At 69.1% G+C, this 22,200-nt stretch carries 18 protein-coding genes; 14 read left to right on the plus strand and 4 right to left on the minus strand.

The window, feature by feature from the left end; genetic code table 11:
- Positions 1-8: 8 nt before the first annotated feature.
- Both hemL and thiD read right to left on the minus strand, forming a co-directional pair.
- Positions 9-1,304, minus strand: a complete 1,296-nt coding sequence (gene hemL / locus IB278_RS00620) for a glutamate-1-semialdehyde 2,1-aminomutase (RefSeq protein ID WP_192322378.1) — start codon at positions 1,302-1,304, stop codon at positions 9-11.
- Complete coding sequence (gene thiD / locus IB278_RS00625; RefSeq protein ID WP_145740084.1) at positions 1,304-2,269, minus strand: bifunctional hydroxymethylpyrimidine kinase/phosphomethylpyrimidine kinase; 966 nt, start codon at positions 2,267-2,269, stop codon at positions 1,304-1,306. Before thiD ends, hemL begins: the two co-directional genes overlap by 1 nt.
- Before the next feature lie 111 nt (positions 2,270-2,380).
- On the opposite strand from thiD, the gene IB278_RS00630 reads away from it, so the two are divergent.
- The 6 genes from IB278_RS00630 (at position 2,381) to IB278_RS00655 (ending at position 12,436) form a co-directional block, all read left to right on the plus strand.
- Complete coding sequence (locus IB278_RS00630) at positions 2,381-2,551, plus strand: rubredoxin (RefSeq protein ID WP_007838397.1); 171 nt, start codon at positions 2,381-2,383, stop codon at positions 2,549-2,551.
- Between the two features lie 82 nt (positions 2,552-2,633).
- Positions 2,634-3,032 (plus strand): response regulator, encoded by a 399-nt coding sequence (locus tag IB278_RS00635; protein WP_015867390.1) that lies wholly within the window; start codon positions 2,634-2,636, stop codon positions 3,030-3,032.
- Positions 3,033-3,398 (plus strand): response regulator, encoded by a 366-nt coding sequence (locus IB278_RS00640; protein WP_015867389.1) that lies wholly within the window; start codon positions 3,033-3,035, stop codon positions 3,396-3,398.
- Positions 3,399-3,417: 19 nt separating this feature from the next.
- Positions 3,418-3,951, plus strand: a complete 534-nt coding sequence (locus tag IB278_RS00645) for a chemotaxis protein CheW (protein ID WP_145740086.1) — start codon at positions 3,418-3,420, stop codon at positions 3,949-3,951.
- 42 nt (positions 3,952-3,993) lie between these two features.
- On the plus strand, positions 3,994-6,303 hold the full coding sequence (locus IB278_RS00650; RefSeq protein WP_145740088.1) for a methyl-accepting chemotaxis protein: 2,310 nt from the start codon (positions 3,994-3,996) through the stop codon (positions 6,301-6,303).
- Between the two features lie 76 nt (positions 6,304-6,379).
- Positions 6,380-12,436: an Hpt domain-containing protein gene (locus IB278_RS00655; protein ID WP_145740090.1), complete on the plus strand. Its 6,057-nt coding sequence runs from the start codon at positions 6,380-6,382 to the stop codon at positions 12,434-12,436.
- Positions 12,437-12,465: 29 nt separating this feature from the next.
- On the opposite strand, the gene IB278_RS00660 is transcribed toward IB278_RS00655, so the two are convergent.
- The gene (locus tag IB278_RS00660; RefSeq protein WP_192322379.1) at positions 12,466-13,554 is read right to left on the minus strand and encodes a helix-turn-helix transcriptional regulator; all 1,089 of its coding nucleotides are present in this window, start codon (positions 13,552-13,554) and stop codon (positions 12,466-12,468) included.
- A gap of 218 nt (positions 13,555-13,772) precedes the next feature.
- Here IB278_RS00660 and IB278_RS00665 point away from each other — a divergent pair, with 218 nt between their 5' ends.
- Both IB278_RS00665 and IB278_RS00670 read left to right on the plus strand, forming a co-directional pair.
- The gene (locus IB278_RS00665) at positions 13,773-15,404 is read left to right on the plus strand and encodes a hypothetical protein (protein WP_192322380.1); all 1,632 of its coding nucleotides are present in this window, start codon (positions 13,773-13,775) and stop codon (positions 15,402-15,404) included.
- The gene (locus tag IB278_RS00670) at positions 15,401-15,793 is read left to right on the plus strand and encodes a hypothetical protein (RefSeq protein ID WP_025569396.1); all 393 of its coding nucleotides are present in this window, start codon (positions 15,401-15,403) and stop codon (positions 15,791-15,793) included. Before IB278_RS00665 ends, IB278_RS00670 begins: the two co-directional genes overlap by 4 nt.
- On the opposite strand, the gene IB278_RS00675 is transcribed toward IB278_RS00670, so the two are convergent.
- A complete protein-coding gene (locus IB278_RS00675) occupies positions 15,744-17,291 on the minus strand; it encodes a cryptochrome/photolyase family protein (protein ID WP_145740094.1) in 1,548 nt (515 codons plus the stop codon). The two genes, IB278_RS00670 and IB278_RS00675, sit on opposite strands and share 50 nt — an antisense overlap.
- Between IB278_RS00675 and IB278_RS00680 the strand changes: the two genes are divergently transcribed.
- From IB278_RS00680 to IB278_RS00705, 6 genes are read left to right on the plus strand one after another with little or no spacing between them, the layout of a single operon-like run.
- Positions 17,292-17,891 carry a YqgE/AlgH family protein gene (locus IB278_RS00680; RefSeq protein WP_015867381.1) on the plus strand — a complete coding sequence of 200 codons (600 nt, stop codon included), beginning with the start codon at positions 17,292-17,294 and terminating at the stop codon, positions 17,889-17,891.
- The gene (gene ruvX / locus IB278_RS00685; protein ID WP_025569394.1) at positions 17,891-18,340 is read left to right on the plus strand and encodes a Holliday junction resolvase RuvX; all 450 of its coding nucleotides are present in this window, start codon (positions 17,891-17,893) and stop codon (positions 18,338-18,340) included. Before IB278_RS00680 ends, ruvX begins: the two co-directional genes overlap by 1 nt.
- A complete protein-coding gene (gene pyrR / locus IB278_RS00690) occupies positions 18,337-18,834 on the plus strand; it encodes a bifunctional pyr operon transcriptional regulator/uracil phosphoribosyltransferase PyrR (protein ID WP_145740095.1) in 498 nt (165 codons plus the stop codon). Before ruvX ends, pyrR begins: the two co-directional genes overlap by 4 nt.
- On the plus strand, positions 18,834-19,796 hold the full coding sequence (locus IB278_RS00695; RefSeq protein WP_145740096.1) for an aspartate carbamoyltransferase catalytic subunit: 963 nt from the start codon (positions 18,834-18,836) through the stop codon (positions 19,794-19,796). Before pyrR ends, IB278_RS00695 begins: the two co-directional genes overlap by 1 nt.
- Complete coding sequence (locus IB278_RS00700; protein ID WP_145740097.1) at positions 19,793-21,079, plus strand: dihydroorotase; 1,287 nt, start codon at positions 19,793-19,795, stop codon at positions 21,077-21,079. Before IB278_RS00695 ends, IB278_RS00700 begins: the two co-directional genes overlap by 4 nt.
- Before the next feature lie 16 nt (positions 21,080-21,095).
- Entirely contained in the window at positions 21,096-21,842 is a 747-nt protein-coding gene (locus IB278_RS00705; RefSeq protein WP_145740099.1) for a lysophospholipid acyltransferase family protein, read from the plus strand.
- The last annotated feature ends 358 nt before the right edge of the window (positions 21,843-22,200 follow it).

The following is a 22,200-nucleotide window of genomic DNA, read 5'->3' on the forward strand; positions in this document are numbered from 1 at the left end:
GCAGGAGGTCAGGGAGATGGGATCGTCCTGAAAACCTGCCGCGCAGCTTCGATGGTGGCGGCAATGTCTTCCTCGCCGTGCGCGGCGCTCACGAAGCCGGCCTCGTAGAGCGCCGGCGCGATGTACACGCCGCGGTCGAGCAAACCGTGGAACAGCGCGTTGAACTTCGCGTTGTCGGTGGTCATCACGGTGGCGTAGTTCTGCGGCAGCTCGTTCATCAGGAAGAAGCCGAACATGCCGCCTTCGCTGTCGGCGTTGAAGGGCTGGCCCTCGGCGGCTGCCGCGGCTTTCAGGCCGTCGACCAGCGTGCGGGTCTTCTTCGCCAGTGCTTCGTAGAAGCCGGGCTTCGAGATTTCCTTCAGCGTGGCCAGGCCGCAGGCCGTGGCCACCGGGTTGCCCGACAGCGTGCCGGCCTGGTAGACCGGCCCGAGCGGCGCGAGCTGTTCCATGATGGCGCGCGGGCCGCCGAAGGCCGCCAGCGGCATGCCGCCGCCGATGACCTTGCCGAGCACCGTGAGGTCGGGCGTGATGCCCAGCACGCCCTGCGCGCCGTGCAGGCCGACGCGAAAGCCGGTCATCACTTCGTCGAACACCAGCAGCGCGCCGTGCTGCGTGCACAGCTCGCGGCAGCGGGCGGCGAAGGCGGGCGTGGCGCGCACGAAGTTCATGTTGCCGGCAATCGCCTCGATCATCAGGCAGGCGATGTCGTTGCCGTGCAGCGCGAAGGCTTCCTCGAGCTGCGCGATGTTGTTGTACTCGAGCACCAGCGTGTGCTGCGTGACCTCGGGCGGCACGCCGGCCGAGGTGGGATGGCCGAAGGTGGCGAGGCCGGAGCCGGCCTTCACCAGCAGCGCGTCGGCATGGCCGTGGTAGCAGCCTTCGAACTTGATGATGTGCTTGCGGCCGGTGGCGCCGCGCGCCAGGCGCAGCGCGCTCATGGCGGCCTCGGTGCCCGAGCTCACGAGCCGCACCATCTCCATCGACGGCATCAGCGCGAGGATGGCTTCGGCCAGCTCGATCTCGCGCTCGGTCGGCGCGCCGTAGGAGAAGCCCTCGAGCACGGCCTTCTGCACCGCCTCGACCACCGCGGGGTGGCCGTGGCCCAGGATCATCGGCCCCCAGGAGCCGATGTAGTCGATGTAGCGCTTGTCGTTGGCGTCCCAGAAATAGGCGCCCTCGGCTCGGCGGATGAAGCGCGGGGTGCCGCCCACGGCCTTGAAGGCGCGCACCGGCGAATTGACGCCGCCGGGAATGACGGCGCGGGCGCGCTCGAAAAGAATGTCGTTTTGGTCAGCGTTTTGCATCAGTGTCGGGTGTCGTGGGGGGGCAGGGCAAAGTCTTGCGGCGCATCGGGGTCTTCATCGTCGTCCTCGTCGTCTTCCGGCTCGGCCCAGAACAGGCGGTCCGGCAGCACGTGGCCCATGCCGGGCCGGAAACCCGCGTCGAGGCAGCGGTCCATGTAGGCCAGGGCCTCGGTGGTGGCGGCCACCAGGTCGGTGCCGCTCGCGAGCAGGGCGGCCAGCGCGGCCGACAGGGTGTCGCCCGCGCCGGCGAAGACGGCTTCGAGCCGCTCGTATTTCTCGCTGGCGAGCACCGATTGCGGCGAGGCCAGCACGTTGTCGATGAACTGGTCGGGCAGCACCATGCCGGTCACCAGCGTGTAGGGCACGCCGAATTCGCCGGCGGCCTTGGCAATGTCGCGCGCGCCGGGCGGGCGCTCGCCGCTCCAGTCGGGCAGCAGCCAGCGCCACAGCGTACTGTGGTTTCCAACCAACACTGTGGCCTGGGGCAGCAGCAGCTCGCGGAAGGCGTCGAGATAGCCCTCGATGAGATTCTCGTCCCACCAGGAAAGGTTGGGCATGTAGGCCACCAGCGGCACCTCGGGGTAGTCGGAGGCGGTCTCGGCGATGGTGCTCAGCGCGTCGGGCGTTCCGACGAAGCCCACCTTGATGAGCTGGACCTCCACGTCCTCGAGAATGGCGCGCGCCTGCTCGGCGATGGCCTCCTCCTCGAAGGCGAAATGGTCGAAGATCTCGGCCGTGTCGCGCGCATAGGCGCCCGTCACCACCGGCAGCATGTGCGCGCCGACCGAAGCCATGGCCAGCGCATCGGCGCCCAGGCCGCCGGCGCCACTCGGATCGCTGGCGTTGAAGACCAGCACGCAGGGCGGATTCAGGTCGCGCTCGGCCACCTCTTCGGCGTCCGGCGGGGGGTCGTTAAGATTGCCCGGTTTGCGGGCGTGGTCTGCTGGATGTAAGTAGATGGTCATACGCCGGGCGAAATCCCCTGGATGGTGGCATAGGCGCGACGTTTACCGTCCGCCAGTGAGATACGCATAGATACACTCGTTGCATTTAATGAACAAGGACTTTAAGCTCCGATGAATACGAAAACTTGGATGTGCCTGATTTGTGGGTGGATCTATGACGAAGCGGTTGGTGTACCGGAAGACGGCATCGCGGCAGGCACGGCCTGGGCCGATGTCCCGATGAACTGGACCTGTCCTGAGTGCGGTGCGCGCAAGGAAGACTTCGAAATGGTTGAAATCTAAAAGCATGGCATAGGGCTACGCGATTTGCGCCGATGTACGGCGCGGCGGGCATCCAAGTCTCATCTCAGCAGGAGCATGTGCAATGGGGCCGAATGGATCAGGTTACAAGGTGCTCGTCATTGACGACAGCAATACGATCCGGCGCAGTGCCGAAATATTTCTGAAGCAGGGCGGACACGAGGTTCTTCTCGCGGAAGACGGCTTCGACGCGCTCTCCAAGGTTAACGACCACAAGCCGCATCTGATTTTCTGCGACATCCTGATGCCGCGGCTGGACGGCTACCAGACCTGCGCCATCATCAAGCGCAACGCTCATTTCTCCAATGTTCCGGTCGTGATGCTCTCCTCGAAAGACGGCGTCTTCGACAAGGCTCGCGGCCGCATGGTCGGGTCGCAGGACTACCTGACCAAACCTTTCACCAAAGACCAGCTGCTGCAGGCCGTGCAGCAGTTTGGCACCCTTCAACAGGAAGTGCAGTAAATGCCCATTCGAAAAATCCTCGTCGTCGACGACTCCAAGACGGAACTGGTGTTCCTCTCGGACCTGCTCCAGAAGAACGGCTTTGCGGTCAAGACCGCCGAAAACGCCGAAGACGCCATGCGCCGCCTCGAAGAGGACCAGCCCGACCTGATCCTCATGGACGTCGTGATGCCCGGCCAGAACGGCTTCCAGCTGACGCGCGCGATTGCCCGCGATCCGCAGTACGCCGCCATCCCGATCATCCTGTGCACGAGCAAGAACCAGGAAACCGATCGCGTCTGGGGCATGCGCCAGGGCGCCCGCGACTACATCGTGAAGCCGGTCAACGCGGCCGAGCTGATGTCCAAGATCAGCGCGCTGGCCTGAGCAGGCGCCTGCCGAGTCCATGGCCAATCGCGACGCTCTCCGAGCCTTCCAGTCCCGGCTTGCAAGCCGCCTGCAGGCTGCGCGCACGACCGGCGTCGCCGCCTCGTGGCTCGCGGTCGAGGCGGGCGAGGGCAAGTACCTGTTTCCACTCGGCCACGCGGGAGAGATCTTCCCGTGGACGCCACCCCAGCCCGTGCCCTACACGCAGCCCTGGTTCCTGGGCGTTGCCAACCTGCGCGGCGGCCTTTATGGCGTGGTGCACCTGTCGGCATTCGCCTCGGGCGCGCCGGACAACACGGTCGCCACCGAGGCGGCCCGCATGCAATCGCGGCTCGTTGCCCTCAACGAGCTGCTCGAAGTGAACTGCGCGCTGCTGGTCGACCGGCTGGCGGGACTGCGCGGCGCCGAGGCCTTCACGGCTTCGGAGCCGCCAGGCGCACAGGCACCCGCCTGGCTGGGGCATCTGTACACCGATGCGGCGGGCGAGCGCTGGCAGGAAGTCAACCTGCAGGCGCTTTCGCAGCAACCCGAGTTTTTGAGTATTGGCGCCTAGTGCTTCCGCACAGCCCAAAGACAACCACCTGAAGGACCGACCGTGAGCTCGATCGCCGACAAGTTCAAGAAATTACTGCCCGCGAACAGCGGCAACGACAAGGCCCGCGTCGACGGCTCCGGTTCCATATCGCTCGACGACGTCGACACGGTTCAGGCGCTGGAGGAAAAGACCATTCGGCTGGCCCGCAAGGACGGCGCCCCGGCCGCGCCGCTGCCCGCCGGCTTTGCCGACGAGCTGCTGGGCGGCGGCGAGGCTGCCAACGAAGCGGCGTCGCCCGAAGGGGCCCCGGCGCAGGCGGCCGGCCGCGCGGGTTCGAACCCGGCGCGCCAGCAGCGCATCCTGGCCATCATGCTGGCGGTGGTGGTGCTGCTGCTGCTGCTGGTGGCCGGTTCCGCCATTCTTCGCGCCGAGCGCCTGGCGCAGCAGGTGGCCGCCACCGGCCAGTCGCTGATGCAGTCGCAGCGGCTCGCGAAATCGATCTCCCAGGCCCTCGTGGGCAGCGCGCCCGCATTCGTCGAAGTGAAGGACAGCGCCGACGACCTCACGCGCCGCGTGCAGGGCCTGACCAACGGCGACGATGCCTTGCGCCTGGAGCGTGTGGGCAACCAGTACGACGAGGACATGGCCAAGATCAACCCCCTGGTCGTTCGTGCCGATGCCAGCGCCAAGGTCGTGCTGGCCCAGCGCCAGATCCTGACCCAGGTGGGCGCCGCGCTGCGCGACATCAACCAGCAGTCGTCCGCGCTGCTCGAAATGACGGAAACCGTCGCGTCGCTGAAGATGCAGCAGAACGCCACGCTGCCCGAAATTTCGGCGGCCGGCCAGCTCGTGATGCTGACCCAGCGCATCGGCAAGTCGACCAACGAATTCTTCACGGTCGAGGGCGTGAACCCCGACGCCGTGTTCCTGCTCGGCAAGGACCTGAACACCTTCCAGGAAACCACCCGCGGCCTGCTTGACGGCAATGCGCAGCAGCGCTTCCCCGGCTCGAAAGATCCGCAGACCCGCCAGCAGCTCGAAGCCATTCTCAAGACCTACGAGCAGATGCGCACGCAGGCCTCGGCCATTCTGGGGAACCTGCAGGGCCTGGTGGCCGCGCGCGAGGCGCAGGCGTCCATCCTGACCGACAGCGAACCGCTGCGCAAATCGCTCGGCGAGCTGCAGGACAAGCTGTCCGCGCGCACCGGCCTGGGCGCCGGAACGATCGTGATGCTGTTCGTGCTCTCGCTGGCCGCCCTGGCGCTGGCCGGCGCCATCGGTTTCGTGCAGGTGCGCGAAGGCCGCGAACGTGCCGCCGTGGCCGAGCGCGAGCGTCTCGCGGCCGAGCAGGCCAGCGAAGAGGCGGGCCGCATCAACAACGCCAACCAGGCCGCCATTCTTCGGCTGATGAACGAACTGCAGACAGTGGCCGAAGGCGACCTGACGCAGGAAGCCACCGTGACCGAGGACATCACCGGCGCCATCGCCGACTCGGTGAACTACACGGTGGAAGAACTGCGCCTGCTGGTGGGCAACGTGCAGAACACGGCCACCCGCGTGGCGCAGACCACCTCGCAGGTGGAAAGCACCTCGACCGAACTGCTCGCCGCCTCGACCGAACAGCTGCGCGAGATCCGCGAAACCGGCCAGTCGGTGGTGACCATGGCCGAGCGGATCAACGGCGTGTCCTCGCAGGCGCAGGAGTCCGCCACGGTGGCGCGCCAGTCGCTGCAGGCCGCGTCCTCGGGCCTGCAGGCCGTGCAGAACGCCATCGGCGGCATGAACTCCATCCGCGACCAGATCCAGGAAACCTCCAAGCGCATCAAGCGCCTGGGCGAATCGTCGCAGGAGATCGGCGAAATCACCGAGCTGATCTCGGACATTACCGAGCAGACGAACGTGCTGGCGCTGAACGCCGCCATCCAGGCCGCATCGGCCGGTGAAGCCGGCCGCGGCTTCTCGGTGGTGGCCGAAGAAGTGCAGCGTCTGGCCGAACGCTCCGCCGACGCCACGCGCCAGATCTCGGCGCTGGTGAAGGCCATTCAGACCGACACGCAGGACGCGGTGGGCGCCATGGAGCGTTCCACGCAGGGTGTGGTCGAAGGGGCCAAGCTGTCCGACAATGCCGGTACCGCGCTGTCCGAGATCGACCGCGTGTCGCGCCGGCTTGCAGACCTCATCGAGCAGATTTCGCAGTCCGCCTCCCGCGAGGCCGATTCGGCCAACGTGGTGGCCGCCAACATCCAGCACATCTTTGCCGTGACCGAACAGACCGGAGAAGGTACCCGCAACACCGCCCAGCAGGTGCGCGAGCTGTCGCAGATGGCCGAAGAACTGCGCCGCTCCGTCGCCCGTTTCAAGATCGCCTGATGAAGCTCTCCCCCAGTCTTCGCGCACTTCGTGTCGCTTCGGAAAACTGACAGATAAAGAACGGCGAGCATCCAACGTGTCGACTCAAACCCCTGCCACGGCCCTCCTCGCTGGCAACGTGCCGGCCACCGAAGACCTTGGGCCGCTGGCCTGGGTTCTGGGAGAAATCCAGAAATCCCTCGACAGCGTCGGCAAGTCGCTGCGGCGCTTCGTGCGCGACGTGGGCAATGCCTCGGAGCTCGAAAGCGGCCCGCTGCAGATGGCCCGCCAGCAGCTGCACCAGTCGGTCGGCGCGCTGCAGATGGTGGGCAACACCGCACCGGCGCTGGTGCTCGGCGCCATCGAGTTCGCGGTGCAGGGCTTCATTGCCGAGCCGCAGCGCTGCACCGACAGCGCGGTCCAGAAGATCGAGCGCGCCGGCTTTGCCGTCATCGATTTCCTCAACGCGCTGCTGGCCGGCAAGGCCGTGTCGTCGGTGGCGCTGTTCCCGCAATACCGCGACGTGCTCGAACTGGTTGGCAACGAGCGCGTGCATCCGGCGGATCTGTGGAGCACGGCCTGGCGCTGGGTCGAAGTGCGGCCCGCACTGACCCAGGCCGCCGTCAGCTATGACCCGGCCGTGCGTTCGCGGCTCGACCGCGAGGTGCTGCAGCTGGTCAAGACCGGCGACCCGCAGGCCGCGCGACGGCTGCATGCGCTGTGCCTGGGGCTCGGGCGCGGTGCGCTGCTGCCCCGCGTCGCCAGCTTCTGGACCCTGGCCGCAGGCTTCTTCGAGGCCCTGGCGCTCGGGCTGATTCCCGCCGATGCGTATGTGAAGCGCGCCGCTTCCCGCGTGCTGCTGCAGTACGCCACCCTGGCGCGCGGCGACAGCACGGTGTCCGACCGCCTGGGCCAGGACCTGCTGTTCTTCTGCGCCCAGGCCGCGCCCGGCACGCAGGACGAAGCCGCCACCCTGCGCACCGTCCGCACCGCCTGGGGCGTGGCCGGCGAGCGGCAGGTCGACTATACGGTCGAGCAGTTCGGCCGCTACGATCCGCTGGTGCTGGCGCAGGCGCGCAAGCGCATCGAAACCGCCAAGGAAATGTGGTCGGCGCTCTCGGGCGGCGACATCACCCGCACGCGCCAGGTGGCCGACACCTTTGCGCAGCTGGGCGAATCGCTGCAGAAGCTCCATCCGCCGATCTCGCCGATGGTGGAGGCGCTCACGCATGCGGTCGAGGCCTCGGTGCGCTCCAGCCAGCCGCCCGATACCGAGCTGGCGATGGAAGTCGCCACCTCGGTGCTCTACCTGGAAGCCGCGCTCGAAGACCTGGACCCGAGCGATCCGCAGCTCACCTCCCGCACCCTGCAATTGGCCGGCCGCATCGAGCGCGTGCGCGAAGGCGGGCATTCGGAGCCGCTCGAGCCCTGGATGGAGGACCTGTACCGGCGCGTGAGCGACCGCCAGACCATGGGCACCGTGGTCGACGAACTGCGCAGCCACCTGAGCGAGCTCGAGAAATCGCTCGACCAGTATTTCCGCCGCCCCGCCGAAAAGGCCCTGCTGCGCACCGTGCCGAGCCAGCTGCTGCAGATGCGCGGCGTGTTCTCGGTGCTGGGGCTCGACCAGGCCGCCAGCACCGTCCAGCGCATGCGCGACGACGTCGAGCAGATGCTGGTGGGCAACGCCTCGCCGGTCGAGGAGATGCAGAGCTTCGATGCGCTCGGCAACAACCTGGGCGCGCTGGGTTTCCTGATCGACATGCTGGGCTACCAGCCGACGCTCGCCAAGCGCCTGTTCGTGTTCGACGCCGATGCCGGCGAACTCAAGCCGCTGATGGGCCGCCAGGCCGCCGATGGAGCCGCGGAGGCTGCAACCCCCGGCGCTGCGCCCGCGGCCGCCGAAGCGGTGCTCAGCATCGAGGAGGTCGATGCCCAGATCGCCTCCAAGCTTGCCGCGCTCGCCACGCCCAACCGCAAGGCGAAGGTCTCGCCCATCGAGGAATTCAGCAGCAAGGCCGACAGCTGGACCCACAAGATCGCCGGTCCTGCGGCCCTGCCCGATACCGAGGTGACCGAGCTCGAAGAAGACGACCTGCAGAACATCTTCCTGGACGAAGCCCGCGAGGTGGTGCAAAACGGCCTGGCCGCCATCGACGAGCTGGGCAGCCACCCCGACGACACCGAGGAACTCACCATCCTGCGGCGCGCGTTCCACACCCTCAAGGGCAGTTCGCGCATGGTCGGCCTGACCGATTTCGGCGATGCCGCCTGGTCCTTCGAACAGGTGCTCAACACCTGGCTGGCCGACCAGCGCGCTGCCACGCCCGACCTGCTCACCGGCACCCGCAAGGCGCTCGAGGAATTCAGCCAGTGGGTCGAGGCCATTGCGTCCGGCGCCCAGCACGGCTGGCAGTCGGCGCATTTCAGCCGCGTGGCCAATGCCCTGCTGGCGGGCGAACCCGTGCCCACCGCCCCCACGTGGGTCGCCGATGCCGACGCGCTGGCCGTGGCCGCGCGCCACATTGCCGCGGAGCCGCCGCCGGCCGCTCCCGCACCGGAACCCGCGCAGCTGCTGGAGCTTCCGGAACTGCCCGACCTGTCGCTTTCCCCCGCGGCGCCGGTGGAAACGGCACCCGCCGCGCCATCCGAACTGCCGCCGCAAACGGCGCCGGCCGCTGCAAAGCCCGAAGCCGACGACGACTTCGCCTCCACCGATTTCCTCGACTTCGAATCCCGCCCGGCGCCGGAAGCCGAAGCAACCGAGGCCTTCGACCACAGCGCCGACTTCGATTTTCTCGCGCCCGCGAAAGCGCAGGCGCCGGTCGAGTCGATCGCGCGCTTCACGGCGGAACCCGCCGTCGAACCGGCGCCGGCCGCCGATGCGCCCGAATCGCCGGCCCTGGAGGGGCTGCCCGACCTCGACTGGGCGACCGAGATCGTGCCGGCAAAGGCGGAAGAGCCCGTGGTGCTTGCCGAGGAGCCCGCACCGGCGCCGCCGGAAGCGCCCGCACCAGCAGCAGCGGTGCCCACCGAAGAACCCGTGGCCGCGCCGGCCCTGCTGCTGGAGCTTGAAGAATCCGCCGTTGCCGCCGCCGCCGACGAAGCACCGCCCGCGGCTGCAGAATCGGCGCCCGCCGTCGCCGCCGAAGAAGTCGCCCGGCCGGTGGAGGCCGAGGAAACCGCCGAAGCCGCCGCGGCCTCCGGTGCCGAAGACCAGGTCAAGGTCATCGGGCCGCTGCGCATCGGCATTGCGCTCTACAACGTCTACCTCAACGAGGCCGACGAGTGGTCCAGGCAGCTCGCCACCGAAGTGGGCGAGTGGGCGCTCGAATCGCACGAGCGGCTGCCCGACTCGACCATTGCGCTCGCGCATTCGCTGGCCGGCAGCTCGGCCACGGTCGGCTTCCACAGCCTCTCGGGCATGGCGCGCCTGCTCGAAGCCGCGCTGCAGCATCTGCAGATGCAGGGCAGCGGCTCGCGCGAACAGGGCGTGGTGCTGGTGGCCGCGGCCGACGAGCTGCGCCGCCTGCTGCACCAGTTCGCCGTCGGCTTCCTGCGCGAACCGTCCGAAGGAACGCTGCAGGCGCTGCGCGACATTGCCGCCGCACCGATGCCGGCCGAGGCTGCCGCGCGCGTCGAAACCCGCACGCTCCAGCACCTGGTGGCGCAGGGCAACGTGGCCGACGTGGCGCTGGACGACTCCGAAGACGCGATCGACATGGTCGATGCGGTCGACGTCGACCTGTTCCCCATCTTCGAAGAAGAAGCGGCGGAGCTGCTGCCCCAGCTGGGCCAGGCGCTGCGCCAATGGGCGCACCACCCCGACGACAGCGCGCCGCGCGCCTCGGTGCTGCGCACGCTGCACACGCTCAAGGGCAGCGCGCGGCTGGCCGGCGCCATGCGCCTTGGCGAGCGCGCGCACCGCATGGAGTCCGAGATCGAAGTGCTCGGCACCCAGGGCGGCGCCGACCGGGCCGAGATCGAGAAGCTGCTCACGCGCCTCGATGCGCTGCAGGCCACCTTCGACGCCCTGCGCGCCGCGGACGATGCCACCCAGGCCGAAGTGGCCCAGCTGGTGGCCACGGCCTCGGTGACTTCGCCGGGCGTGCAGCTGGTGCAGGTTCCTGCCGATACCGGCGTGTCCGCCAACGACGAGACGCTGATGGCCGGCAACGAGAACGCCGACGCAGCCGCGGAAGCCGCCGCCGCGCCATCGCTGCTGCCGCGTCCGGCCCACGCGCTGCTGGCGCCGCTGCGTGCGGTGTCGAGCCAGGCCGTGCGCATCCGCACCCAGCTGCTCGACCGCCTGGTGGCGCAGACCGGCGAGGTCATCATCACGCGCTCGCGCCTGGAGGCCGAGCTCGGCCAGCTGCGCGGTTCGCTCACCGACCTCACGGGCAACCTCGACCGCCTGCGCCAGCAGCTGCGCGACATCGAGGTGCAGGCCGAAAGCCAGATGCAGTCGCGCCTGGCCCAGGCCAAGGATTCGCAGCAGAGCTTCGACCCGCTGGAGTTCGACCGCTTCACCCGCGTGCAGGAACTCACGCGCATGATGGCCGAGTCGGTGAACGACGTGGCCACCGTGCAGCGCACGCTGCAAAAGACGGTGCAGGCCACGGAAGACGACCTCAGCGTGCAGGCGCGCCAGACGCGCGAACTGCAGCGCGGCCTGCTGCGCACGCGCATGGTGGAGTTCGAGGGCATCTCCGATCGCCTCTACCGCGTGGTGCGCCAGGCCTCCAAGGACACCGGCAAGCAGGTGCGCCTGGACATCGTCGGCGGCTCCATTGAAATGGACCGCGGCGTGCTCGACCGCATGACGCCCGCCTTCGAGCACCTGCTGCGCAATTGCGTGGCGCACGGCATCGAGGAACCGGCCGTGCGCGAGAAGGCCGGCAAGGACGCCAACGGCCTGATCGTGATCGACCTGCACCAGGAGGGCAACGACGTCTCGGTGAGCTTTCGCGACGACGGCGCCGGCCTCGACCGCGGCCGCATCGCCGAGCGCGCCCGCACGCTCGGCCTGCTCGCGCCCGGTCAGGAACTCTCGCCCGAGGAAGCCACCGAGCTGATCTTCAAGCCCGGCTTCTCGACCGCCGGACAGGTGTCCGAGCTGGCCGGCCGCGGCATCGGCATGGACGTGGTGCGCGCGCAGATCGCCGCGCTCGGCGGCCGCATCGAAACGCACAGCACGCCAGGCCAGGGCACCACCTTCAAGCTGGTGCTGCCGCTCACCACCGCTGTGACGCACGTGGTGATGCTGCGCGCGGGCGAGGTGTCGATCGGCGTGCCGTCCAACCTGGTCGAGCTGGTGCAGCGCGTGAGCAGCACCGAGCTCGAGGCCGCCTACCTGCACAACAGCCATCCGTTCGGCAGCGAGCAGGTGCCTTTCTACTGGGCCGGTGCATTGCTGCAGGCTTCGGCGCGCAGCGAGCATGCCGCGAGCCGGAACAACACCGTCGTGATCGTGCGAAGCGCGGCGCAGCGGGTGGGCCTGCACGTGGACGAAGTGCTGGGCAACCAGGAAGTCGTGGTCAAGAACCTCGGGCCGCAGCTGGCCCGGCTGCCGGGCCTGGCGGGCATCTCGGTGCTGGCCTCGGGCGCGGTGGCGCTCATCTACAACCCGGTGGCGGTGGCCGCGGTGCATGGCGAACAGGCACGCGAGCGCCAGGCCGCCGCGCTGGCCGCGCCGGCGCATGCCGCCGGCGCCGGCCACGGCGCACCGCAGGAACCGCTGCCGGTGCTGGCCCCCGCGGCGCCGCAGGTGCCGCTGGTGCTGGTGGTGGACGACTCCATCACCGTGCGCCGTGTGACGCAGCGCCTGCTGCAGCGCGAAGGCTATCGCGTGTCTCTCGCGGCCGACGGCCTGCAGGCGCTCGAACGCCTGCAGCAGGAGCGTCCGGCGGTGGTGCTGTCGGACATCGAGATGCCGCGCATGGACGGCTTCGACCTGGCGCGCAACATCCGCGCGGACGATTCGATGGCCGGCCTGCCGATCATCATGATCACCTCGCGCATCGCCGAGAAGCACCGCGACTACGCGCGCACGCTGGGCGTCAACCACTACCTCGGCAAGCCCTACTCGGAAGAAGAGCTGCTGCGCCTGGTGCGCAGCTATACCAGCGAGCCCGCCGCGCTGGCTGCGGCCTGAGCCGGGGCCGCCGCCGGCATCCTGGATGCCTACGGCGCGAGCAGCGCCTTGCGCACCAGGTCGACCTGCCGCGTGCAGCCCATCTTGGCCATCAGCGAGCCGAGCTGGCTGCGCACCGTGTGCACCGACACGCCTTGCGCGCCGGCATGCTGCTTGGGCGACTGGCCCGCGGCGAGCGCCGCCAGCACGCGCGCCTCGGCAGGGGTGACGCCGAAGGCGCCGCAGAGGCTGTCGATCGAAGGCACCGCCTGCGAACGGCCGGGGCGGATGCGTGCCAGCACCAGCACCTCCTCGCCGAGGCTCAGCTGCGGCGCGGCGCGTGCCATTTCCAGTTCCAGTTCTTGCAGGCCTGCCGATCCGCCGGAGATGGGCAGCCGGATCCGCTGACGCGATTGCGCCGCCAGGCGCAGGCCGGCCGCGAGCGCCTGCTGCGTCTGCGCATCCGGATGCCAGAGCCGTTGGCTGCGCAGGCGCAGCGAGCGGCTCGCGCCGAAGAATTCCTGCGCGCCGGCCGATGCGCGCAGCACCGTGCCCGCGGGCGTCACCAGCAAGACCGCCTCGCCGAAGGCCGCGAGCGCGGACTCGGCGCCGTCGAGCCACAACCGGGCGCGCCCGTCGCGGCGCGCCAGCCCCTGGCGCAGCGCCTGGGTGACGCGGCGGATCCGCGTGCTGTCGAGCAGCCGGCGCGCATGCGCGGCCGTGCTGCGCTGCACCGTCAGGCCGCCGCGGCGCTGCGCCCCCTCGTCGACGATGCATGCCAGCATCTGGCGCGCGCCGTGGCGGCACATGAAATCGGCGTAGTAGAGGTTCTTCGAGAGAAAGGCCGGCGAGAACAGCTCGTGCGTGTCGAACCAGCTTCCCGGCGCGGCGCCGAGGGTCGGCGGAATCAGGATGTCGTGGGCGCAGAAATGCTGCACATATTCGCGCTCGGCGGCCGGTGAAACGCTGACCTGCTGAAAACTCAGCAGCTCGCTGCCGCGTTCCAGCAGGATGAAGGTGGCGCTGTCGCCGCCGATCACCTGCTGCATGCCCTGCAGCAGGTCGCGCCATGGCGGCTGCGGATCGTCCAGGTGCGCGATGGCATCGAGCGTGCGGCGCAGTGCGAGATTCCGGTTCATGTGATGCCTCCCTGGCCTGCCGGTTTTTTCCCGCTGCCATGATGCGCGCCCGCGTTGCGGGGTGTCAACGCGCAAGGGGTACCTGCTACCGCTTCGCCGATCGCCGCGCATCGTGCATTTGCGTGATGCGCCGTGCGCATCGCCCTCCCAGACTGTTGAGAACGAAGGTTCGCTTTTCGGGCGGCCTTCGTACTCGACACCACCTGGAGGAAAAGACCATGTCCATTCGATTCACCAGAACCGCCGTCCCGTCGGCCTGCGCAGGCCTCCTGCTGGCGCTGTCCGCCTGTGGCGGCGGAGGAGGCGGTGGGGGCGGCGGCTTTGCGCCGTTCGGCCCCCCGGGCGGCGCCAACCCGCCATCGTCCCCGTCGCCGGTCACGGTGTCGGGCAAGGTGGTGGTGCTCGGTCCGGTGAGCGGGGCGCTGGTCTGCGTGGACCGCAACCGCAACGGGGCCTGCGACGAGGGCGAGCCCGCCGTCGCCAACAAGACCGGAGAGGACGGCGCCTACAGCTTCGCCTACACGCCGGCCGACGCGGCCGCAGCGGCCGAACTCGCCGCCGCGCCGCTGCTGGCGCAGGTGGACGGCGGCAATCCCTCGCTGCCATCGTTCTCCCAGCCCTTCACCATGAGTGCGCCGGCCGGACACCGCGGGCAGGTCAATCCGCTGACCACGCTGCTGCAGGCGGGCGTGGCGGGCGGCCTGGCGCCCGAGCGGGCCGAGGCGCTGGTGCTGCTGCAGCTGGGCCTGCCCGAGGCCGCCCAGCTGTACGACTACCAGGGCGTGGCCGTGACCGACCCCGGCCGCTTCGAGGACAACGCCTTCACCGCCGCGCTGGTCACGGCCGATGCGCTGCACAGCGGTGTGGCCTTGCGGCTGGCCGATCCGGCGACTGTCACGCCGGTGGCCTCGGACCAGCTGGCCCGGCTGGATTTCACGCGCGCCGACGACTACCGTGCGCGGACCTATCCGACCGATGGTGTTCCCGATCCGGCCACCGGCAAGCTGAAGCTCACCGACCGGCGCGAAGGCCTGACCAACGGTACGCCGACCCCCCACGACACGCTCTACGGCACCGTGCAGCTGGGCGCCAATGGCTGGGTGCGCTGCGATGAGAACGCGGCCTTCACCAGCACCCTTGGCACGCCGAGCCGCAGCGACTATTGCGCGGGCACCGCGCGCAGCCTCGGCCACACGGCGGTCACCGACATCTCCGGCCGCAAGATGGCCGAAGTGGTGGCCGAGATGCAGGCGGGCGATGGCAACAGCATCTTCGGCGTCGTGCCGCCGGCCGCTTTCGCCAACCCGGACGCCACCTTCCCGGCCGGCTCGCAGCTGCGCTACCGCCGCGGCGTGGACCTGGCGCAACCCTATTCGATCAATCTGGCCAACCCCAGCGAGACGACCGGCTTCGCCACGCTGGAAGCGTTGATCGCGGCCTTCCCGGCCTCGGGCGCCACCCTGCCGGCCGGCACCGGCACCCTCAGCCTGGGCGTGCTGAACGAGCAGCAGACGCGCCTGCTTCGCGCGGCCTTCACCGGCCCTGGCACGGTGCAGTACTACGCCTGCAACTTCGATTCCGCCACCAACGCGTACGACACCTGCGCGGCCGCCGAAACCGGCACGGTGGAGGTCCGCACCGAGGGCGGCGCGCGCGTGCTGGCCTTCAACGGCGGCCATCCGCCGACCGGCGTGGGATCGCTGCGCACCTTCGGCGAATACAGCGGCAAGGTCTATGTGGTGCGCGCGACCAAGTCCGATACGCGATACAACCTCAACGCCGCGCGCCGCCTGAACGGCGTGGCCTGGGAGGCGATGAAGCCCCAGCTGGGCATCGGGAGCGCGGTATGAAGCGCATCTCGTGGCGTGCCGCAGCCTGCGCCGGCATGCTGGCCATGGCCGCCGGGCTGGCCGCGGCGCAGGCGGCCGACGGACTGGAAGGCGACTGGACCGCGCGCATCACGCTCAAGGACGGCCGCCAGATCAACGCGCAGATGCAGCTCCAGTCGGCAGGCGGCACCTGGCGCACGCTCTTGCAGAGCCCCGCCGATCCTTGCGTCGGCATCCCGATCCCGATGCTTTGGCGGCGCGTGGACAGCGGCGTCTACGAGCTGCACTTCCAGAGCAGCAAGGCGCTCACCGGCTGCCGCGACAACCTCGTCACCTTCCAGCAGCTCGACGCGGGCACGCTCAGGGGACGCTCCGACGCCGGCGCGGAGATCGTGCTGACGCGCCGCTGAGCGGCGGCTGGTCGGCGCCGCGCACGGCACCGTAGCGCCGCAGCGTTTGCTCGCGCGCCTCGGCATGGTCCACCACCGGCCTCGGGTAGGTTTCCCCGAGCTTGATGCCGGCGGCCTCCAGTTCCACCGGCGACGCCGTCCAGGGGGCATGGATGGCAGCATTCGACAGCCCCGCGAGCTGCGGCAGGTAGCGCCGGATGAACTTGCCCTCGGGGTCGAAGCGCTCGCTCTGCGTCACCGGGTTGAAGATGCGGAACCAGGGCTGTGCGTCGCAGCCGCTGGAGCTGGCCCATTGCCAGTTGCCGTTGTTCGAAGCCAGCTCGAAGTCGTTCAGGTGCAGCGCAAAGTAGCGCTCGCCGCGACGCCAGTCCAGCCCCAGGTCCTTGCAGAGGAAGCTGGCCACCACCATGCGCAGGCGGTTGTGCATGTAGCCGCTCTGGTTGATCTGCAGCATGGCCGCGTCCACCAGCGGGTAGCCCGTGCGGCCCTGGCACCAGGCCTCGAACAGCTGGTCGGCATGCTTGCCGTGGTGCCACTGGATCTTGTCGTACTCGGGCCGGAAGCTCTTCGACTCGCCGTCCGAATGCACGTGCGGAAAGTGCACCAGGATCTGGAAATAGAACTCGCGCCAGATCAGCTCGCTGAGCCAGGTGGCCGCGCCCGCGTCGCCCTGCAGGAAGAGCTGGTGCGCGACCCCGGCCAGCTGCCGGATCGAGACGGTGCCGAAGCGCAGGTGCACGCCCAGGTAGCTCGGTCCCCGCACCGCCGGAAAATTGCGCGCGGCGTCATAGCGGTCGATGCGCTGGAAGAAGTCCTCGAACAGCGTTGCCGCGCCCTGGCTGCCGGTGGGAATGCCGAGCTCGGAAAGATTGCTCCGCCCAAAGCCGAGATCCTCGAGCGAAGGCACCGGCGTGCGATCGGCCGCAGGCGGCGGCGCCAGCGCGTCGGCATGGCTGCGCACCGGGTACGGCTTCAGGAAGAAGGAATCGACCTTGGCGAGCCAGGCCCGCTTGTAGGGCGTGAACACCGTGTACGGCTGGCCTGTCTTGTTGAGCACCTCGTCGCGCTCGAAGACGGTGGAGTCCTTGTAGGTATAGAAGCTCACGCCCGCGTTGGCCAGGGCGCCCAGCACCTGGGCATCGCGCGCCAGCGCGTCGGGCTCGTTGTCGCGGTTGGCGAAGACGGCCTGCACGTCCAGGCTGTGCGCGAGCGCCGGGATTTCCTCGATGGCGTTGGCGTGCCGCACGATCAGCCCGCCGCTCAGCGCCCGCAGTTCTTCCTCGAGCTCCACCAGCGATTCCCGGATGAATTCCACGCGCCGGTCGATGCGGGGCAGGGGGTCCAGGATCGTCCGGTCGAACACGAAAACGCACACCACCTGCCGGCAGGCCCGCAGCGCGTGGTACAGGGCCGCGTTGTCGTCCACGCGCAGGTCGCGGCGAAACCACATGAGCCCTTTGGGATAGGTCTTGTCGACGGCCAGTAAAATCGGCGGCATATGGCTGCCGATTCTGCCCCGATGAACCTCACGCATCACTTTCTGATCGCGATGCCGGGGATGGAAGATAAAACTTTCAACCGCAGCGTCGTCTACCTGTGCGAGCACAGCGAGCGCGGCGCGCTCGGGCTGGTGATCAACAAACCCAGCGACATCAACCTGAAGGTGCTGTTCGAGAAGATCGAACTGCACCTGTCGCGTCCCGAACTCGGCGACGCACCCGTCTTCCAGGGCGGGCCGGTACAGACCGAGCGCGGCTTCGTGCTGCACGAGCCGGTGTTCACCCATGCCGAAAAGCCCGAGGAATCGGTCTACGCCTCGACCATGACCATTCCCGGCGGCCTCGAAATGACCACCTCCAAGGACGTGCTCGAGGCCCTGGCCACCGGCGCGGGCCCGCGCAAGGTGCTGGTTTCGCTGGGCTATTCGGCCTGGGGCGAGGGGCAGCTCGAGTCCGAACTGGCCGAGAACAGCTGGCTCACCGTGGGCGCCGATCCGGCCGTGATCTTCGATACCCCGGTGGAGCAGCGCTACGACAGGGCGCTGCTGCTGCTGGGCCTGGAAGCCTGGAAACTGTCGCCGGAAGCGGGACACGCCTGATGGCCGCTGCCATGCCGGACGTTCCCGCTCCTCCCGCCGCCCCTGCTGCCGTTGCCGTTCCTCCCCACTTCCAGAGCTTCCTGGCCTTCGACTTCGGCCTGAAGCGCACCGGCGTCGCCAGTGGAAACCGGCTGCTCGGCGCCGCGACGCCACAGGCCACCATCAAGGCCGAGGGCGACGCCCGCTTTGCGCAGGTCGAGGCCCGCATCAAGGAATGGCAGCCCGACGCGCTGGTGGTCGGCGTGCCTTACCACCCCGATGGCGCCCCGCACGAGAACACCCGCCGCGCGCAGAAGTTCGCGCGGCAGTTGCGTGGCCGTTTCAATCTCCAGGTGTTCGAGGTCGACGAGCGCTACAGCACGACCGAGGCGCTGGCCTCCGGCGCCCGCGATGCCGATGCCGCCTCGGCCTGCATCATCCTGGAGCAATTCCTAAGGAGTCTTTCGTGAGTTCAATACCCGATGCCGAAGCGCTCTACACAGGGCTCCTGGCGGGCGTGAAAACGCTGATGCGCCCCGACACCAAGCTAGTGGGCATCACCTCCGGCGGCGCCTGGCTGGTCGAGCGGCTGCAGAAGGACCTGGGCCTGCCTGGGGCACCCGGCGTCATTTCGTCGGCCATGCACCGCGACGACTTCGCGCGCCGCGGCCTCTCGGCCAGCGCGCAGACCGCGCTGCCCTTCGACGTGAACGGCGCCGACGTGCTGCTGCTGGACGACGTGCTCTACACCGGCCGCACGATCCGCGCGGTGCTCAACGAGCTGTTCGACTTCGGCCGCCCGGCCCGCGTGCGGCTCGCGGTGCTGGTGGACCGCGGCGGACGCGAACTGCCGGTGGCGGCCGATTTCGCGGCCGCGAAGCTCACGCTGCCCGATACGCAGCTGCTCGCATTGGCCCGCGCCGACGACGGCGCGTTCAGCCTCAAGGTGGAAGAAAGCAAGTAATGCTCTACAAGCGAAATCCCCAGCTCAACAAGAACGGCGAACTGATCCACCTGCTGTCGATCGAGGGCCTGCCCAAGGACATCGTCACGCACATCCTCGACACCGCCGCCAACTTCACGAGCGTGAGCGACCGCGAGGTGAAGAAGGTGCCGCTCCTGCGCGGCAAGAGCGTGTTCAACCTGTTCTTCGAGAACTCGACGCGCACCCGCACCACCTTCGAGATCGCGGCCAAGCGCTTGAGTGCCGACGTCATCAACCTGGACATCGCGCGCTCCTCGGCCACCAAGGGCGAGTCGCTGCTCGACACCATCGCCAACCTGAGCGCGATGGCGGCCGACCTGTTCGTGGTGCGCCACAGCGAGTCGGGCGCGCCCTACCTGATCGCGCAGCACGTGGCGCCGCACGTGCACGTGGTGAACGCCGGCGACGGCCGCCACGCGCACCCGACGCAGGGGCTGCTCGACATGTACACGATCCGCCACTACAAGAAGGGTTTTGCGAACCTCACGGTGGCGATCGTCGGCGACGTGCTGCACTCGCGCGTGGCGCGCTCCGACATCCATGCGCTCACCACGCTCGGCTGTGCCGAGGTGCGGGTGGTCGGCCCCAAGACGCTGGTGCCCGGCGACATGGCCGGCATGGGCGTGCGCGTATGCCACACACTCGAAGAGGGCATCAGGGACTGCGACGTCATCATCATGCTGCGCCTGCAGAACGAGCGCATGAGCGGCGCGCTGCTGCCCTCGTCGCAGGAGTTCTTCAAGACTTACGGCCTCACGCCCGAGAAGCTGCAGCTGGCGAAACCGGATGCCATCGTCATGCACCCGGGGCCGATCAACCGCGGGGTGGAAATCGATTCGGCCGTGGTCGACGGAAAGCAGAGCGTGATCCTCCCGCAGGTCACTTTCGGCATCGCCGTTCGCATGGCCGTCATGAGCATCGTCGCAGGGAACGAAGCATGAGCAGAACACTGATTACCAACGGCCGCGTCGTCGACCCCGCCTCGGGCACCGACAGGAAAGCCGACATCGCCATCGCCGACGGCAAGATCGTCGGCATCGGCCGCAGCCCGGCCGGCTTCCAGGCCGAGCGCATCATCGACGCCGCGGGCTGCATCGTCGCGCCCGGCCTCGTCGACCTGGCCGCGCGACTGCGCGAGCCCGGCTACGAGCACGAAGGCATGCTCGAAAGCGAAATGGCCGCGGCCATCGCGGGCGGCGTCACCAGCCTCGTGTGCCCGCCCGACACCGACCCCGTGCTCGACGAGCCGGGCCTGGTCGAGATGCTCAAGTTCCGCGCCGAGAAGCTGCAGGGCGCACGGCTCTTTCCGCTCGGCGCGCTCACGCGCAGCCTCGCGGGCGGCGTGCTCACCGAAATGGCCGAACTGACCGAAGCCGGCTGCATCGGCTTCAGCCAGGCCGACGTGCCGCTGGCCGACACCCAGGTGCTGCAGCGCGCGCTGCTCTACGCGAGCACCTTCGGCTACACCGTGTGGCTGCGGCCGCAGGACCGCGACCTTGGCAAGGGCGTGGCGGCCAGCGGCCCGCTGGCCACGCGCCTGGGCCTCTCGGGCGTGCCGGTGTCGGCCGAAACCATCGCGATCTTCACCATCGTCGAGCTCATGAAGAGCACCGGCGCGCGCGTGCACCTGTGCCGCATCTCCAGCGCCGCGGGCGTGGCGCTGGTGCGCGCGGCCAAGGCGCAGGGCCTGCCGCTCACCTGCGACGTCAGCATCAACTCGCTGCACCTGGCCGACACCGACATCGGCTTCTTCGACAGCCGTGCGCGCCTCAATCCTCCGCTGCGCCAGCAGGGCGACCGCGATGCGCTGTCGGCCGCGCTGGCCGACGGCACCATCGATGCGCTGGTGTCCGACCACACGCCGGTCGAGGCCGATGCCAAGACGCTGCCCTTTGCCGAGGCCGAGCCCGGCGCCACCGGGCTCGAGCTGCTGCTGCCGCTCGCGCTGCAGTGGGGCGAGCGCAGCGGCGCGGGCATCGTGCGCGCGCTGGAAGTCGTCACGTCCGCGCCCGCGCGGCTGCTGGCGGCCACCGATGCAGGCACCGGCATCGGCCGGCTGGCCGAGGGCGGCGTGGCCGACCTGTGCGTCTTCGATCCGGGCCTCGAATGGCAGGTGCAGCCCGAAGCGCTCAAGAGCCAGGGCAAGCACACGCCGTTCTCGGGCTATCCACTGCTGGGGCGCGCGCGCCACACCCTCGTCGCCGGCCGCGTGGTCCACGGCTGAAAGGACCCGCTTCTCGATGGTTCATTCACTGAAGGCCTGCTGGCGCCTGCTGCATGCGGTCGGGCACGCGCTGGGTGGCTGGTGGACGATCCGTTTCACCTTTCCGGGCCTTTCGCAGGCGGAGCGCAACCTGCGCGTGCAGCAGTGGTCGCAGCGCCTGCTCGAGATCATGGGCATCACGCTCCAGGTGCAGGGCAGCCCGCCCGCGCAGGGGCCGGTGCTGCTCATCAGCAATCACCTCTCCTGGCTCGACATCACGGCCATCCATGCCGCCTGCCACGTGCGCTTTGTCTCGAAGGCGGGCGTGAAGCACTGGCCGCTGATCGGTACGCTGTCCACCGGCGCGGGCTCGCTCTACATCGAGCGCGAACGCCGCCGCGATGCGCTGCGCGTGGTGCACCACATGACCGAGGCGCTGCGCAACGGCGACCTGATCGGGGTGTTCCCGGAAGGCACGACGAGCGACGGGCGCGGGCTGCTGCCCTTCCATGCCAACCTGCTGCAGGCCGCCATTTCGTCGGGCGCGCCCGTGCTGCCGGCCGCACTGCGCTTTGCCGATGCGGCCACCGGGGAAACCAGCCAGGCGCCGCGCTACATCGACGACGACAACCTGCTGACCTCGCTCTGGAACACGCTGCGCGCGCCGCCGCTCCTGGCCATCGTGCGCTTCGGCGAGCCGCAGCCCTCGCACGGGCGCGACCGCCGCGCCTGGGCCCAGGCGCTGCACGAAGACGTGCAGCAGCTGCGCCGCGAGACCCACTAGCCGCACGGCGCCGGCGGCAGGCAAAAAAAGCGCTCCCGAGGGAGCGCTTAACGACGCACGGAGCGTCGTGAGGAGGAACCGCGATTCGTGCGCTCGACATTGGCCGCGCCTGCGGCCACCGCGTGCGGGAGAAATCAATCCATGCGCGTGGGCAAGTGCCTACAGGGCTGCTCGCTGGAGGGTGCCGGCTATCCCGGCCATGAGAATTGCCAAACCCGCCCGGTGCCGAAGCGTTGCACCATCGAGGCTCTACGCTGGAGAACCCGATGAGAATGCTGAGGAAAATCGTGGGCGGTGCCATCTCCCTTGCGGGAGCAGTGGTGCTCGTCGCCCGGCACCTGTGAAGGCGGCCTGCCGG

This window comes from Variovorax sp. VRV01, assembly GCF_014852545.1.
GTDB classification, from domain to species: domain Bacteria; phylum Pseudomonadota; class Gammaproteobacteria; order Burkholderiales; family Burkholderiaceae_C; genus Variovorax; species Variovorax beijingensis_A.

Bases quoted from the DNA above. Each gene is read 5' to 3' on its own strand.
- hemL (WP_192322378.1), bottom strand. From the start codon at position 1,304: ATGCAAAACGCTGACCAAAACGACATTCTTTTCGAGCGCGCCCGCGCC.
- thiD (WP_145740084.1), bottom strand. From the start codon at position 2,269: ATGACCATCTACTTACATCCAGCAGACCACGCCCGCAAACCGGGCAAT.
- IB278_RS00630 (WP_007838397.1), top strand. From the start codon at position 2,381: ATGAATACGAAAACTTGGATGTGCCTGATTTGTGGGTGGATCTATGAC.
- IB278_RS00635 (WP_015867390.1), top strand. From the start codon at position 2,634: ATGGGGCCGAATGGATCAGGTTACAAGGTGCTCGTCATTGACGACAGC.
- IB278_RS00640 (WP_015867389.1), top strand. From the start codon at position 3,033: ATGCCCATTCGAAAAATCCTCGTCGTCGACGACTCCAAGACGGAACTG.
- IB278_RS00645 (WP_145740086.1), top strand. From the start codon at position 3,418: ATGGCCAATCGCGACGCTCTCCGAGCCTTCCAGTCCCGGCTTGCAAGC.
- IB278_RS00660 (WP_192322379.1), bottom strand. From the start codon at position 13,554: ATGAACCGGAATCTCGCACTGCGCCGCACGCTCGATGCCATCGCGCAC.
- IB278_RS00665 (WP_192322380.1), top strand. From the start codon at position 13,773: ATGTCCATTCGATTCACCAGAACCGCCGTCCCGTCGGCCTGCGCAGGC.
- IB278_RS00670 (WP_025569396.1), top strand. From the start codon at position 15,401: ATGAAGCGCATCTCGTGGCGTGCCGCAGCCTGCGCCGGCATGCTGGCC.
- IB278_RS00675 (WP_145740094.1), bottom strand. From the start codon at position 17,291: ATGCCGCCGATTTTACTGGCCGTCGACAAGACCTATCCCAAAGGGCTC.
- IB278_RS00680 (WP_015867381.1), top strand. From the start codon at position 17,292: ATGGCTGCCGATTCTGCCCCGATGAACCTCACGCATCACTTTCTGATC.
- ruvX (WP_025569394.1), top strand. From the start codon at position 17,891: ATGGCCGCTGCCATGCCGGACGTTCCCGCTCCTCCCGCCGCCCCTGCT.
- IB278_RS00695 (WP_145740096.1), top strand. From the start codon at position 18,834: ATGCTCTACAAGCGAAATCCCCAGCTCAACAAGAACGGCGAACTGATC.
- IB278_RS00700 (WP_145740097.1), top strand. From the start codon at position 19,793: ATGAGCAGAACACTGATTACCAACGGCCGCGTCGTCGACCCCGCCTCG.
- IB278_RS00705 (WP_145740099.1), top strand. From the start codon at position 21,096: ATGGTTCATTCACTGAAGGCCTGCTGGCGCCTGCTGCATGCGGTCGGG.